The sequence below is a fragment of the Streptomyces sp. ISL-100 genome (genome assembly GCF_018614615.1).
Classification (GTDB): Bacteria; Actinomycetota; Actinomycetes; order Streptomycetales; family Streptomycetaceae; genus Streptomyces.
On record NZ_JAGGOK010000004.1, the window covers coordinates 54953 to 69068 of the forward strand.

Here is a 14116-nt window from a genome sequence, read left to right on the forward strand (position 1 = left end):
ATGCCGGAATCCACCACACCGAAGATCGTCTTCGAGCGGGTCCGGAAGGACTTCTCGCTCAAGGGCCGGGCGAGGAGGGCAGGGGTTGCCCGGCGGGCGACCGAGGTCACCGCCCTCGACGGAATCGACCTGGAGATCGCGGCGGGCGAGTTTGTCGTCGTGGTCGGCCCCAGCGGCTGCGGAAAGTCGACCCTGCTGGATCTGCTCGGCGGGCTCACCCGGCCCACCGGCGGCCGCATTCTGCTGGACGGCGTGCCGATCACGGGGCCGGGCCTGGACCGGGGCATCGTCTTCCAGCAGTACGCGCTGTTGCCGTGGCGCACAGCACGGGGCAACGTCGAGTTCGGCCTTGAGGCGACCGGCGTTCCGCGTCGGGAACGGGCGGAGCGAGCCGGCGAGTTCCTCGACCTGGTCGGTCTGACGGGGTTCGAGGACCGCCATCCGCACGAGCTGTCGGGCGGGATGCGGCAGCGGGTGGCAATCGCCCGCAGCCTTGCCTACGACCCCGAAGTGCTGTTGATGGACGAACCGTTCGCCGCCCTGGACGCCCAGACCAGGGAGTCGATGCAGGACGAGCTGCTGCGGATACGGCAGCGCACAAAGAAGACGGTCGTCTTCATCACACACGGGATCGATGAGGCCGTCTGTCTGGGTCAGCGGGTCGCCGTCATGACCTCCCGGCCGGGCCGCATCAAGCAGGTCGTACCGATCTCCTTCGACGCCCGCACGGCGACGGACGACCTGCGGTCCAGCCCTGAATTCGCACGGTACCGGCACCAGATCTGGTCGCTGCTGCACGACGAGGTGGCCAGGGCACAGCAGTTGGAGAAGGAGGAGGTCGCCGCATGAGTCCCATAACCAGCGCCGCCGTCGAGAGCGTCCGCGAACCTCGCGCAGTGGGAGTCGCCGACGCGGCGCACGTCGCGCCGCCCTCTCCCGCCGTGGCGCCATCGCCCAATTCGTCTGCCGGTGCGGGCCGCTCCCCCGCGTCGGCGGCCCGCCTGCGCCGGGCGGCTCACCAGGCCGTCCGCCGACTGCCGTACCTGCTGGTGAAGGGAGCGACCAAGTGCGTGGCCATCGCCGCACTGCTGCTCCTGTGGGAGAGCGCACCGCGGCTCGGACTGGTCGACCGGACGTTCCTGCCACCGTTCAGCGAGGTAGCGCGCGCCTGGTGGGGGCTGGCGGCCGACGGGCAGCTCGCCGACAACACGCGCGCCAGCCTGGCGCGGTCGTTCAGCGGATTCGGTCTGGCCGTGGCCGTCGCCGTCCCGCTCGGTCTGCTGATCGGCTGGTACCGGCCGGTCGCGGACCTGCTCGGTCCGCTGCTGGAGGTCTCCCGCAACACCGCCGCGCTGGCGCTCCTTCCGGTGTTCGTCCTGCTGCTGGGAATCGGTGAGACCTCGAAGATCTCCATCGTGGTGTACGCGTGCACCTGGCCGATCCTGCTCAACACCATCAGCGCCGTACGCAATGTCGACCCGACTCTGCTCCGCCTGGCCAAGTCGATGGACCTGTCCGCGCCCCGCCTGTTCCAGAAGGTGATCCTGCCGGCCTCGGTGCCGGTCATGTTCACCGGCATCCGGCTGGCCGGAGCGGTCTCCATTCTGGTGCTGGTCGCGGCCGAGATGATCGGCGCGAAGGCGGGGCTCGGCTATCTGATCAACGCCTCGCAGTACAACTTCGCGATCCCGCAGATGTACGCGGGCATCATCACCATCTCCGCCATCGGCGTCGTCTTCAACCAGTTCCTGGTGGCCGTGGAACGGCGGCTCAGCTCCTGGCGCGTACCGGCGGCCGGCTGACGGTCCGACTTCCCCAGTTCCCACCACTCCCCGCTCCCCCGCTCCCCCGCTCGCCCTGCTGTGAGGAACCCTCATGTCCGCTACCGGCCCCCGCCGGCTTCATCTCAACGCGTTCCTGATGAACGCCGGCCACCACGACGCCGCCTGGCGTCACCCTCGTACCCAGCCCGAACGCGTCACTGACCTGCGCTACTTCCAGCAGCTCGCGCAGACCGCCGAACGCGGCCTGCTCGACTCGATATTCTTCGCCGACGGCCTTGCCCTGTGGGGGAAGGTCCGCCACAACGCCCTCGGCGGCTTCGAACCGCTCACCCTGCTGTCCGCCCTGGCGGCGGTCACCGAGCACATCGGTCTGATCGCCACCGTCTCGACCACGTTCAACGAGCCGTTCCACACCGCGCGCAAGTTCGCGTCCCTGGACCACATCAGTGGCGGCCGGGCGGGCTGGAACATCGTCACCTCCGGCACCGTGAACGAGGCCCGCAACTTCGGGCAGGACGAGCACCTGGAACACGGGCTGCGCTACGAGCGGGCGCGGGAGTTCGTCGAAGTCGCCACCAAGCTGTGGGACAGCTGGGAGGACGACGCGATCCTGCTCGACCGTGAGCGGGGCGTGTACGCCGACACCGACAAGGTCCGCGAGATCAACCACCTCGGCGAGCACTTCGGCGTACAGGGACCGCTGAACGTACCGCGCAGTCCGCAGGGCTACCCGCTGCTGGTACAGGCCGGTTCGTCGGAGGACGGCAAGGAGTTCGCCGCCCGGTACGCCGAAGCCGTGTTCACGGCGCAGCAGACGCTGCCCGACGGCCAGTCCTTCTACAAGGACCTCAAGTCCCGCCTGGCTCGCTACGGCCAGGCTGAGGGCGATCTCAAGATCCTGCCGGGCATCTGCCCCGTCATCGGGTCGACCGAGGCCGAGGCGCGTGCGCTGGAGCAGGAGTTCACCGACCTCCAAGTGCCGGAGTACGGGCTGGCCCAGCTGTCCGGGATGCTCGGCACCGACCTGACCGGCCTGCCGCTGGACGGGCCGCTGCCGGAGCTGCCCGAGGAACGCGACATCAACGGCAACAAGAGCCGTTTCACCCTCGTCGCCGAACTTGCCCGCCGCGACGGTCTGACGCTGCGTGAACTCATAGCGCGACTCGGCGGCGGACGCGGCCACCGCGTCTTCGCGGGCACCCCCGAGCAGATCGCGGACCAGCTCGAGGAGTGGTTCACCCAAGGGGCCGCCGACGGCTTCAACATCATGGCGCCCCATCTCCCCGGCGGGCTCGAAGACTTCGTCGACCAGGTCGTGCCCATCCTCCAGCGCCGCGGCCTGTTCCGTACCGAGTACACGGGCCGCACCCTGCGCGAGCATTACGGTCTGCCCCGCCCCGCCAACCGGCTGGCCGCCCCGGCCGCCGCCGTACAAGGGCAACAGGCATGACAGAGCGCTCGACCCGTACGCGACGAAGCGCACGGGCAGCTAACGCCGCGACACCGGCTGGGGACAGGTCCGTACACCCGGCGCTCTGCCGGCCGTCGGGCCGCCGCTCAACCCGCCGGGTGCCAAGGGCACCTCACTCCCCCATCACCTCCTGAAAGGACACCTCCCATGACCACCACCGGTACCGGCTTCGACATCCGGCGGATCGGCGGACGTATCGGCGCCGAGATCCTCGGCGTGGACGCCTCCGGCGATCTCGATCCCGCCATCGTCGGTGAGATCAACTCCGCACTCCTGGAGCACAAGGCGCTCGTCTTCCGCGACCAGCAGCTGGACGACGCGGCCCAGCTCCGCTTCGCCTCGCTCTTCGGCGAGCTCACGACCGCACACCCCACCGTGCCCTCCGTCGACGGTCAGCCCAGCGTCCTGCCCGTGGACGGCGACGAGGGCATTCGCGCCAACCACTGGCACACCGACGTCACCTTCGTCCGTACGCCGCCCAAGGCCTCCACGCTGCGCAGCATCGTGGTTCCGCCGTACGGCGGCAACACACTCATCGCCAACTCCGCCGCCGCATACCGGGATCTGCCCGAGCCGCTGCGCGAGCTGGCCGACAAGCTCTGGGCGGTACACACCAATGCCTACGACTACGCCGCCCCGAAGACCGAGAAGGCCGCTGAGCACCGCAGGCAGTTCGTGTCACGCGCCTACCGCACCGCCCACCCGGTCGTCCGCGTCCACCCCGAGACCGGGGAGCGGGGACTGTTCATCGGCGGCTTCGCGCAGAGCATCGTCGGTTTCGGCCCGTCCGACTCCCGTGACCTGCTGCGTCTGTTCCAGTCGTATGTCACCCGGCCCGAGAACATCGTGCGCGTGGCCTGGACGCCTGGTGACCTCGTCCTGTTCGACAACCGCGTCACCCAGCACTACGCCCCGGACGACTACGGCGATCTGCCGCGCCTGTTGCACCGGGTGACCGTCGCCGGCGACGTGCCGGCCGGTGTCGACGGCACGCTCAGCCGCGCCATCGAGGTGACGACGCCTCGCACTACACACCCACCGCGGCCTGACCTGACGGCTGGGGCGGGCACCGGGGAATCCGGTGTCCGCCCCAGCCCGTCTGCCGTTTTCCCGGTAACCGCCGACCTTCGAGAAGAGACATCCGTACATTCAGACTTCGACTGTTTGGATCACTACGGGGGAAGAAAAATGGACTGGGGAACGCTCGTCGCGACGGTCAGTGGTGGCTCGATCGCCATCACCGGCACCGTTCTGGCCGACTACCTGCGCCATCGCCACGAGGACGACCGCGGTGTCGGGGCACGCAGACGCGCGGTGTACATCGAGTTCATCAGCGCTGCCGGGGCATGCCATGCGCGGTTGCGGCATATCGCCCAGGACCCAGTGGCAGAGCCGGACTTGGACTCCGCCACTCGTGCGGCGCTGAGCGATGCCGGTATCTATGAAGCGCGCGAAAGGCTGTTCATCGATGCGACGACCGACGTCGCCGGCGCGGGACAGTTGATGTTCGAGCGGCTCCGTGGCCTCCAGCGTGCAATCGCGGCGGGGGCTTCCATCTCGTCCGCGGCTTTCCATGACGCCTACCACCCCTATATCGGCTCGGTGTGGGTCTACCGGGTCGCGGTGCGCGAAGAACCTGAGGGGCGGTCCCTTTCACCCGAGGCCTTCGGATGGGACGGGTGGGACGGCACAGACCGGTGCGCGATATGCCGAGAAGCACCCGCCTCGGGAAGGTGAGCCCCGACCCACGCGGCGGAAGCGGCGGTCAGACGGCCGGTTGCTGCTGGGTGGCACAGTGGATGCCGCCCCCGCCTTCGGCGAGCGTGTCGATGTCGAGTCGCAGGACGGCCGACCGGGGTGAAGGTCCCGGACGATCGACGCGGCACGGTCGTCCGCTTCGCGGTCGCCGAAGCGCGGGAGGAGTACCGCGCCGTTGATCACGTAGTAGTTGACGTACGACCCCAGGAAGTCCGGCCCCCGCTTGCCGATTGCGGCCGGGTCCGGCTCTGGCATCTCGACGATCTCCAGTCGCCTGCCGCGGGCGTCTGTCGCCAACTTCAGAACCTCATGTGCCTGGTCGTACGCCCGCGTCCACACATCCGGCGTGGTTCCGGCCGGTGGCCGGCTCAGCACAACGACGCCGGGTTCGGCGAAGCGGGCCAGCGCGTCGACGTGGTAGTCGGTGATGTCCTTGCCCCGTACGCCCTCGAACCAGATCACCGTGGTGACGCCCAGCAGATCCTTCAGCGTGGCCTCGATGTCCGCGCGGGAGCGGCCCGGGTTGCGGTTGGGGTTGACCAGGGAGCTCTCGGTGACCAGTAGTGTTCCGGCGCCGTCAACTTCCAGGGAACCGCCCTCCGCCGTGATCGGCGCGCTGATCCGGGCCACGCGGTCCCGGCCGAGGACCTGCTCCGCGACGTGAGCGTCGCGCCGGTGCTCCTGCTTGCCGCCCCAGCCGTTGAAATGGAAGTCGATACCGGCGGTTTCGCCGCCCGGCCCGGTCACGAAGGCGGGACCGCTGTCGCGCATCCACAAGTCGTCCACGGCGATCGGTACGACCTCGACCGAGGCTCCGCATGCTCGCCGGGCCCCGGCTGCCTCCTGCGGGGCAGCCAGCAGCGTGACCGGCTCGTACTCGGCGATGGCACGTGCGATGCGGGCCACATCGCGCTGGACGTCCGGAGCGGCGTCCTCCCAGACCGAATCCGACGGCGGCCATGCCATGAACGTACGCTCATGCCGCTGCGACTCGGCAGGCATCCGGCGCCCCGTCGAAGCGTCGGGCGACGTCCGTCCCCCGGCCGGTTCACGGCTCGGGGCGGGTCCGCAGGCCGAGCCGAGGAAGCCGGCGCCGCCGAGAGCGGCAGCAGTGCCGGACCTGAGCACTGCCCGCCGGGAGCGTTCCCTCACAACTGTCTCCAACCAGCAGAACGAATGTCGTCCTGACTGAAATTTCAGTCAGGAATGCCAGGCTAACACCGCCCTGCCGGTACGGTGAGGGACTGTGTCAGACCGCCGAACCTTGATCCTTCAGGCCGCCACCCGCCTCATCGCCCGGCGTGGTGTCCGTGGCCTGCGCGTGGAAGAGCTGGCGGCGGAAGCCAAGGTCTCCACCGCGCTCATCTACTATCACTTCGGCGACCGTGCCGGCCTGATGCGCCGGACCCTGGAGTTCGTCAGCGACCGGGCCGAGCGCTATACCGAGCCCGCTGCCGGCCCGGAGTCGGATCCACGGGCGCACCTGGAGCAGATGCTGCTGCTCGAGCTCCAGGACGTACCGGCGGTGGTGGAGAACAGCAGTGCCTGGGGCGAGCTGCGTGCGACCGCCGTCTTCGAATCCGATTTGCGCGAGCAGCTCCGGAACTCCACGTACGAGTGGGTCGAGTACGCCACCGAACTCATCCGCAAGGCGCAGGAAGCCGGCACCGTGGGTGAGGCCGTGATCGCCGCGGACTCGGCGGAGCGTCTGACGACACTCGTCGAAGGTCTCAGCGAACGCTGGCTCAGCGGCTCGATCTCCCTCAGCCGCGCCCGCGAACTCCTGCGCGGCGCATTCGCCTCGGAACTCCGCCTCCCGGGAGAATGAGACGGCTGAGCGCCGGCTGGTGGTGGTGACACCAGGTTCAGCACACCCTGCCGTACAGCCGCGCCGTACAGCAGGATGACCGGCATGAACTCACGCACAACCTTGATCACCGGCGCGACCCAGGGCCTGGGCCGCGGCATCGCACTCGACCTCGCCGCACGCGGCGACACTCTCCTGTTGCACGGCCGCGACCGGAGCCGTCTGGAATCCGTCGCAGCGGAGGTACGGGCCGTCGCTCCTGACGCCGGCATCCGCACCTACCTCGCCGATCTGGCCGACCTGGACCAGGTGCACGCGATGGCCGCCCAGATCTGTGCGGCCGAACCCCGACTGGACGCACTCGTCAACAACGCCGTCGCGGGCGGCGGCGCGGAGCCACTTCGGCGGGAGCTGAGCCGGCAGGGGTACGAGCTGCGGTTCGCCGTGAACCACCTTGCCCCCTATGCCCTCGCCCTGGACCTGCTCCCGCTGCTCACCGCCTCTGCGCCCGCTCGCGTGGTGAATGTCGCCTCGATCGGCCAGGAGGCCCTCGACTTCGACAACGTCATGCTGGAGCGGGACTACGAGGGACTGCGCGCCTACTGCCGCAGCAAACTCGCGATGATCATGGCGACCTTCGAGCTGGCCGCCGAACTCAAAGGTACCGGCGTTACGGTGAACACCCTCCATCCGGCCCACCTCATGGACACCGACGGGGTGCGTGAGTACGGCCTGACTCCGGTCACCAGCATCGACGAGGGGGTACGGCCGACCGTACGCCTGATCACCGACCCGGACCTGGAGTCCGTCACGGGCCGTTACTTCGACCAGTTCGTCGACACCCGGGCGCACGACCAGGCGTACGACGCCAACGCCCGGAAACAGCTTATGGACTTGACCCACGCCCTCATCGGTTAGGCCTGGACCTGCCGGCCACTACCAGGGCGCACCCGTGGCGGGGTCCAGGCCCGCGTCCCAACGCCGCTTCTGTTCACGCCAGTTGACGAAGGAGCACTCAGCGGGGAGGACGACGCTGATCGTCTCCTCCTGGAATTCGTCATCGGAGAGCAGCCTGACCAGGAACTCCGCCATCCCGAAAGGGTGGACCTGGAAAGGGGGATCCGTGTGCCGCCCGCACACGAGCACCGGCCATCGGTCGGGATCGTCGCCCGTGGTCAGCCAGCAGTAGATGTCCGCGCCGGTGGTGACGCCCCAGGCCAGGATGGAGTCGGGGTCCACGTCGAGGGCCGCTCTGCCGCCGAGCATCTCCCAGGTGCCGCGGGCGTTCGCTGTCTCGTCCCGCAGGCCGGACCCGTCCGTATAGGAGTCCGGACGCGCGACCGGCAGCAGGATTCCGACCTCCCCGCTGACCTGCCCTGCGCCGTACACCTCCATGAAGCGAACATAGTCGGCCGGAAAGCGGGTCCCCCAGATCTCCTCGACCGCACTCCAGTCGATCCGCTCGTCCACGCCGTGCGTCGTCGGCAAGACCTGTGCGAGCGCCGCCGTATGAGGATTCCCGCCCACTGCCACCCCTTCGCGCACATCTTGGAGAAACCACAACTTACGCGCTCGGCATGACCTTCCCGCAATGGCGCACCCAGCTACGCCTCTACCACGCCCTGAGAATGCTGGCGGTGGACACACCTGTCACCACGGTCGCCCACCACTGCGGATGGTCCGCCACCCGCGCCTTCATCGACGTCTTCCGCCGGGCCTTCGGCGACACTCCCGGCGCCTACAGCCGCTCCCGTATGGGCGTGAGTTCGTAACGCTCACCCGGCGCGTTCGTTGATCGTCGCGAACGTCTCCCTGCAACAGAGGTGGTCTCATGAAACTCCGGTCAGCCGCCACGGCCGCGGCTCTCAATCTCCTTGTACTCGGCAGTGCGGCTTCGGCGCAGGCCGCGGGCCCGGAACAGGTCGCCCTCAGCGCTTCGGACACCGTCACAAAAACCTCCGTGGACCTCGCCCACTTGACGGAGCGGCAGACGGAGCCCGTGCTCGGGCCCGGCCCGGTCGTTGACACGGACACCTTCGCGAACACCACACCGACCTTGGGGCTGAACCGGCAGAACATGAAGCAGCGGTAACCGGCTCCGGCTCGGTCCCCCTCTTGTTAGCCATTTAGCTAATGTGCTAAGTATTGGGCGTGACAGCAGACCAGGACGAGGCAGGAGCCTTCCGCGCCCTCGCCGACCCGACGAGGCGCCAGATCCTGGAGAACCTCAGAGGCGGCGAGCTCTCGGCCGGGGAGATCGCGGGCGGGTTCGCGATCAGCGCGCCGTCCATCTCGCGACACCTCGGAGTACTCAAGGGGGCCGGGTTGGTCACCGAGCGCCGCGACGGCAACCGGATCCTTTACACACTGGCCGAGGACCGGCTCGCCATCTGCGTCGGCCGGTTCCTCAGCGCGGTCTGCCCCGAGCAGATCGTGCTGCGACACACCAAGTGGCAACCCACGGGTGAGAGCAAGGACTCATGAAGCAACCGCGCCTGTCCAGCGTCGTCGAACGACGGCTCCTGGTGAACTACCGGGTCGACCCGGACATCGCCGCAACCCTGCTTCCCGCCCCGCTGCGCCCGCAGTTGGTCCACGGCTACGCGGTCGCCGGCATCTGCCTCCTGCGACTGGGTAGCGTCCGGCCCGCCTGGGCGCCCAAGGCGGTCGGGCTGCGCAGCGAGAACGCGGCGCACCGGATCGCCGTCGAGTGGGACGGCCCGGACGGCATCGAGACCGGCGTGTACATCCCGCGTCGCGACACCGCCTCGCGAATCAACGCCTGGGCCGGGGGCCGCCTCTTTCCCGGCGAGCACGGCCGCGCCGATTTCGTCGTGCGTGAGACGCCGGACGAACTGCGCGTCGCCTTCGCGGCCCGGGAAGGGGACACCCGGGCGGACGTCACTGTCGACGTGGCCGACGAGCTGCGGGGCAGTGAGCTCTTCGCCAACCTGGAGGAGGCTTCCGCCTTCTTCCGCCGCGGCGCCAAGGGGTTCTCCGCAACGAGATCCGGCCGCCACCTCGACGGCATGGAACTGTTCACCGACGCCTGGCGAGTGGAAGCCGGCCGGATTCGCTCCGCGAATTCCTCCTTCTTCGCCGACCGGGACCGCTTCCCGCCAGGGAGCGCGACCTTGGACTGCGCCCTGGTCATGCGCAACGTCCCCGCCGGCTGGCTGCCCTTGCCGGCCATGGCCGCCGGCTAACCCTTCCGGTCGTGGTCACCCGGTGGGCGGGATAGGCGTCCGGTGATCTGCCGGGGGCAGCCCTACGTAGGCTGCGCCGCATTCTGGCGGCGGTCCACATGCCGCTGTTTCTGGCCCTTGCCGTGCTGTTCGGCGTATGGGCGTGGCGGTCGCAAGCGGGCACCGCTCCGGACGCCTGGGCTCTGGCATCTGTCGCACTGCTGTTCGCCACTCTGGCCTTGCTGGCGCTTCCTGACAGCGCCGTCATGCGGAACCACCGCCATCGCCGGAGCACTCGCCGCTGAGTACGCGGTGCGGGAGTCCCTCGCTGTGCCCCCGCCGTGACCTGCGCCTCTCGATGGCAGTCCGCACATATTCGCTACCGGCCGCGGCCTCCCGCACGAAAGAATGGAGCATCAGAAACCGGGAGGGACCCATGAGCCAGGCGCACGCGCAGACGCAGACGCAAAAGCAGACGCATCTGACGCTTCAAGATCTGTTGCCGCCCGCGGAGCTGGCGGCAGCCCTCGACGCCGGGCACGTCACCCGCAAGCCGCACCCCGAACTGCCGCTGTCCATCTACACGTACACGCGGACGTGCCAGTACGAGCGGATCTGGAACCGGGTGACCACGCGCTGCCGCGGACTCGTCGCCGACGACATCACGGGCGAGGTCATCGCGCTTCCCCTGCCGAAATTCTTCAACGTCGGTGAGCACGAGGCCGGTCAGCCCTACGCGCCTGCCCTGCCGGACGAGCCGTTCGAGGTGTACGACAAGGTCGACGGCAGCCTCGCGGTGGTCTTCCACTACGCGGGCCGGTGGCACGTCGCGTCCAAGGGATCCTTCATCAGCACGCAGGCGCGGTGGGCGCAGCGCCGGCTCGACGGCAGGGACACATCGGCCCTGTCTCCGGGGGTGACGTACCTCGCGGAGATCCTGTACCCGCAGAACCGTATCGTCGTGGACTACGGCGACCGCCGGGACCTGGTGCTTCTCGCGGCGTTCGGCAAGGACGGCGCGGAGATACCCATGGCCGAGGCCGGGGCCGCGTGGCAGGGTGTCGGGTCCGTGGTCAAGATGTGGCCCGCCATGCCGATCGCCGAACTGATCGAGCTGACCACGTCGAACACGATGCCCGGCGGCGGGTCCGCCTCGGGTACGGACGCCGAAGGCTTCGTGCTGCGCTTCGCTTCCGGTGTACGGGCGAAGGCCAAGCTCTCGGAGTACGTACGACTCCACAAGGTGCTGACGGGCGTCACGGAACGGGACATCTGGCGCAGCCACGGCATCCAGCGGTTCGCGGGCATGTCCGCGAAGCGGCTTGCTCAGGGCCTGGGTTGCTCGCGCGCCGAACTCGGGGGCATTACGACGGCGGGCGGGCGGCCGCTGGACGCCCTGCTGGAGCAGGTGCCGGACGAGTTCGACGCCTGGGTGCGCGGGGTGATCGCGCGCCTGGAGGCCGAGGCGGCGGCGCGCGAGCGCGCCATCGACGAGGCGTTCGGGAAGGTGGCCCATCTGGCCGCCGACCGCGGGGCGTTCGCCCGCGCGGTCCGGGAACTGCCCGACGCGCAGATCCGGGCCGCCATGTTCCTGCGGCTCGACGGACGCGCGACGGACCTGGTCGTGTGGCGGGCCGTGCGGCCGGAGGCGGCCGACCCGTTCAAGACCGATGAGGAGAACTGACCAGTGCCCGTAGTACATGTCATGACCGGCTTGCCCGCGTCGGGCAAGACGACTGCCGCGCGGCAACTGCAGGCGGACGCCGAAGGCCGGATGCGCCGCGTCAACCTCGACGACCTGAGGGCCATGCTCGACCTGCCCGGCGGCGAGCGGGGCCGGTCGCATGCGCACGAGCAGACCGTGCTGGCGATCCAGGACGCCGCGGTGCGCGCGGCCGTCGACGACGGCTTCGACGTGGTCGTCGACAACACGCATCTGACGCCCCACATCCCCAAGCGTCTGAAGGCCGCGGTCGCCGGTCTGGCGACGTTCGTCGTGCACGACTTCACCGGCGTGCCGGTCGAGGAGTGCATACGCCGGGACGGCGCGCGGGACAGGCCCGTCAGCGAGGACATCATCCGGATCCTGGCCGACAAGCACGCGCGGGCCACCAGGGGCGGTTGGCGGCTCACCGACGCGTGGCTGAACGACCAGCCGCCCGTCGCGCCGTACGTACCCGACCCGGCGCTGCCGGCGGCTGTGATGTGTGACATCGACGGAACGCTCGCCCTGACGGGCGACCGTGGCCCGTACGACTTCACGCGATGCGACGGGGACCTGCTGAATGTGTCGGTGCGGCAGGCTCTGCTTTCCTTCAGGCGCGCCGACAACGACGTCATCGTGCTCCTGTCCGGCCGCGGTGAGGAGTACCGCACGCAGACAGAGACGTGGCTCCGGCGGCACGAGGTGCCCTACGACGAGCTGTGGATGCGGGAGGCCGGCGACGGGCGCCGCGACGATGTCGTGAAGGCCGAGTTGTTCGACCGTCACGTGCGTCACCGGTACGCGGTTCGGGTGTCGCTGGACGACCGTGACCGGGTGGTTGCCCTGTGGCGCCGCATGGGGCTGCCCACCTGGCAGGTCAACTACGGCAACTTCTAATTGGGTTGTGAGGGGAAGCAGCATCGAAGCAACTGCCCATGTTTTATTCAAGGACACGCCAACAGATCACAATCATGAATCTCAGGCCAGAACGTGACCGCTACGTTCCCCTCGTGACCTTGAATCGACACACCTCATCCAGGCCGGCGAGTACGGGGCGCCGAGCGTTGCTGCGGGCCGCTGTCGCGGGAACTGCCGCAACTGCCGCCGCCGAAACAGCCATGACGCTCGGCGCCTCGTCCGCCACGGCCGCGCCCCCGGCCATGGCGACGAGCACACCCCGCAGCCCTGACCAGGCACTGCGCGAGCTGGCAGCCGGCAATCGGCGGTGGCGGACATTCCAGCAGCGGCATCCCCACGAGACGCCGTACGTGCGCCAGTCGCTTGTCTCGGGGCAGAACCCGTTCGCCGTCGTCCTGGGATGCATCGATTCGCGGGTGCCGCCGGAACTGGTCTTCGACCAGGGGCTCGGAGACCTCATGACGGTACGGTCGGCCGGCGAGGTCCTGGACGAAGCCGTCCTGGGCAGCATCGCCTACGGCGTCCTGGAACTGGGCGTACCGCTGATCCTGGTTCTCGGGCACCAGTCGTGCGGCGCGGTCTCCGCCGCCGTCCGCGCGGACGAGACGGGAGAGCCACTTCCCAGACATATACAGTACGTGGCTGATCAGATACGCCCGGCCATAGACCACAGCCGGCACGGCGACGCCCGTATCGACTCCACCATCACCCGCAACGTCGGCATGATCCGTACGCGCCTCGCAGCCGATCCCGACCTGGCCGACAAGGTGAGTTCGGGGAAGCTGGCGATCGTCGGCGCCCGTTACGAGCTCCACTCACAGCGCGTCCACGCCCTCTCCTGATACGGGTTTGCCGGCCAGGAGGCAGGCGTACGGCCTCCTGGCCGGTTCGTCGGGTTCCTGCTCCAGCCGCGCGGTGACGACGAGGCCGGCCTGGCCCAGGAGTTCGGCGATGCGGGCCAGGGGCAGGAAGTAGGACCCATAGGACACCGGGTGGCCGTATGCCTGTGCCGGGCGCAGGTTCTCGTCCCCGACGTGCCCTCCCAGCAGCAGATGACCGCCGGGCGCGAGCGTGCGACGGAACTCGGCGAACACCATCGGCAGCCACTCCGGCGGTGTGTGGTGGGTGGAGTACCAGGCCAGAATGCCGCCGAGCGTGCCGTTCCCGAAGCCGAGCGCGGTCATGGAGCCCACGACGAACGGCAGGCCGGGGTGGGCGTCCCGCGCCAGCTTGATCATTTTCGGTGACAGGTCAACGCCGACCATGGACAGCCCCAGTGCGGCCATGTGCGCCGTCACCAGGCCGGGTCCACATCCCACGTCGGCGACGGGCCCGCGGTCGCCGGTCCGTACGAGTTCGGCGAACGCAGTCAGCATCGCGCGTGCCGGCGCACCCATCGCGGCCGGCGGCTTGACGTATCTGACGTAGTCGGCGGCGACGGTGTCGTACGACTCACGGACGGCGGCCAGGTAAGAAGGTTCGGTCACG

The 14116-nt window shown here is 69.1% G+C and carries 16 protein-coding genes and 1 pseudogene; 14 read left to right on the plus strand and 3 right to left on the minus strand.

Annotated elements, in window-relative coordinates:
* From J7E89_RS02490 to J7E89_RS02510, 5 genes and pseudogenes are all read left to right on the plus strand, one after another.
* On the plus strand, nucleotides 1-849 hold the full coding sequence (locus J7E89_RS02490) for an ABC transporter ATP-binding protein (RefSeq protein ID WP_214967697.1): 849 nt from the start codon (nucleotides 1-3) through the stop codon (nucleotides 847-849).
* Nucleotides 846-1802, plus strand: coding sequence for an ABC transporter permease (locus J7E89_RS02495; protein ID WP_251060005.1), 957 nt, complete (start codon nucleotides 846-848; stop codon nucleotides 1800-1802). Before J7E89_RS02490 ends, J7E89_RS02495 begins: the two co-directional genes overlap by 4 nt.
* Before the next feature lie 73 nt (nucleotides 1803-1875).
* The gene (locus J7E89_RS02500; protein WP_214967700.1) at nucleotides 1876-3234 is read left to right on the plus strand and encodes an LLM class flavin-dependent oxidoreductase; all 1359 of its coding nucleotides are present in this window, start codon (nucleotides 1876-1878) and stop codon (nucleotides 3232-3234) included.
* 168 nt (nucleotides 3235-3402) lie between these two features.
* A pseudogene (locus J7E89_RS02505) lies at nucleotides 3403-4304 on the plus strand (TauD/TfdA dioxygenase family protein).
* A 139-nt stretch (nucleotides 4305-4443) separates the two neighbouring features.
* Nucleotides 4444-4992 carry a CchlQ gene (locus J7E89_RS02510; RefSeq protein WP_214967703.1) on the plus strand — a complete coding sequence of 183 codons (549 nt, stop codon included), beginning with the start codon at nucleotides 4444-4446 and terminating at the stop codon, nucleotides 4990-4992.
* Here J7E89_RS02510 and J7E89_RS02515 read toward each other — a convergent pair.
* Complete coding sequence (locus J7E89_RS02515) at nucleotides 4909-5979, minus strand: agmatine deiminase family protein (RefSeq protein ID WP_251060006.1); 1071 nt, start codon at nucleotides 5977-5979, stop codon at nucleotides 4909-4911. The genes J7E89_RS02510 and J7E89_RS02515 overlap by 84 nt on opposite strands.
* Before the next feature lie 280 nt (nucleotides 5980-6259).
* On the opposite strand from J7E89_RS02515, the gene J7E89_RS02520 reads away from it, so the two are divergent.
* Nucleotides 6260-6841, plus strand: coding sequence for a TetR/AcrR family transcriptional regulator (locus J7E89_RS02520; RefSeq protein WP_214967705.1), 582 nt, complete (start codon nucleotides 6260-6262; stop codon nucleotides 6839-6841).
* Between the two features lie 84 nt (nucleotides 6842-6925).
* Nucleotides 6926-7738 (plus strand): SDR family NAD(P)-dependent oxidoreductase, encoded by an 813-nt coding sequence (locus tag J7E89_RS02525; protein WP_214967708.1) that lies wholly within the window; start codon nucleotides 6926-6928, stop codon nucleotides 7736-7738.
* Between the two features lie 18 nt (nucleotides 7739-7756).
* On the opposite strand, the gene J7E89_RS02530 is transcribed toward J7E89_RS02525, so the two are convergent.
* On the minus strand, nucleotides 7757-8347 hold the full coding sequence (locus tag J7E89_RS02530; protein ID WP_214967712.1) for an SMI1/KNR4 family protein: 591 nt from the start codon (nucleotides 8345-8347) through the stop codon (nucleotides 7757-7759).
* Between J7E89_RS02530 and J7E89_RS02535 the strand changes: the two genes are divergently transcribed.
* The 7 genes from J7E89_RS02535 (at nucleotide 8314) to J7E89_RS02565 (ending at nucleotide 13470) form a co-directional block, all read left to right on the plus strand.
* Entirely contained in the window at nucleotides 8314-8592 is a 279-nt protein-coding gene (locus J7E89_RS02535; RefSeq protein ID WP_374196775.1) for a helix-turn-helix domain-containing protein, read from the plus strand. The two genes, J7E89_RS02530 and J7E89_RS02535, sit on opposite strands and share 34 nt — an antisense overlap.
* Nucleotides 8593-8651: 59 nt before the next feature.
* The gene (locus J7E89_RS02540; protein WP_214967715.1) at nucleotides 8652-8912 is read left to right on the plus strand and encodes a hypothetical protein; all 261 of its coding nucleotides are present in this window, start codon (nucleotides 8652-8654) and stop codon (nucleotides 8910-8912) included.
* A gap of 59 nt (nucleotides 8913-8971) precedes the next feature.
* Nucleotides 8972-9304 (plus strand): metalloregulator ArsR/SmtB family transcription factor, encoded by a 333-nt coding sequence (locus tag J7E89_RS02545; protein WP_214967717.1) that lies wholly within the window; start codon nucleotides 8972-8974, stop codon nucleotides 9302-9304.
* Nucleotides 9301-10026, plus strand: a complete 726-nt coding sequence (locus J7E89_RS02550; RefSeq protein ID WP_214967719.1) for a DUF2071 domain-containing protein — start codon at nucleotides 9301-9303, stop codon at nucleotides 10024-10026. Before J7E89_RS02545 ends, J7E89_RS02550 begins: the two co-directional genes overlap by 4 nt.
* Before the next feature lie 415 nt (nucleotides 10027-10441).
* Nucleotides 10442-11689 (plus strand): T4 RnlA family RNA ligase, encoded by a 1248-nt coding sequence (locus J7E89_RS02555; protein ID WP_214967722.1) that lies wholly within the window; start codon nucleotides 10442-10444, stop codon nucleotides 11687-11689.
* 3 nt (nucleotides 11690-11692) lie between these two features.
* The gene (locus J7E89_RS02560; RefSeq protein WP_308315302.1) at nucleotides 11693-12607 is read left to right on the plus strand and encodes an AAA family ATPase; all 915 of its coding nucleotides are present in this window, start codon (nucleotides 11693-11695) and stop codon (nucleotides 12605-12607) included.
* A gap of 113 nt (nucleotides 12608-12720) precedes the next feature.
* The gene (locus J7E89_RS02565; RefSeq protein WP_308315303.1) at nucleotides 12721-13470 is read left to right on the plus strand and encodes a carbonic anhydrase; all 750 of its coding nucleotides are present in this window, start codon (nucleotides 12721-12723) and stop codon (nucleotides 13468-13470) included.
* On the opposite strand, the gene J7E89_RS02570 is transcribed toward J7E89_RS02565, so the two are convergent.
* A complete protein-coding gene (locus J7E89_RS02570) occupies nucleotides 13444-14115 on the minus strand; it encodes a class I SAM-dependent methyltransferase (protein ID WP_214967727.1) in 672 nt (223 codons plus the stop codon). The two genes, J7E89_RS02565 and J7E89_RS02570, sit on opposite strands and share 27 nt — an antisense overlap.
* Between the last annotated feature and the right edge of the window lies 1 nt (nucleotide 14116).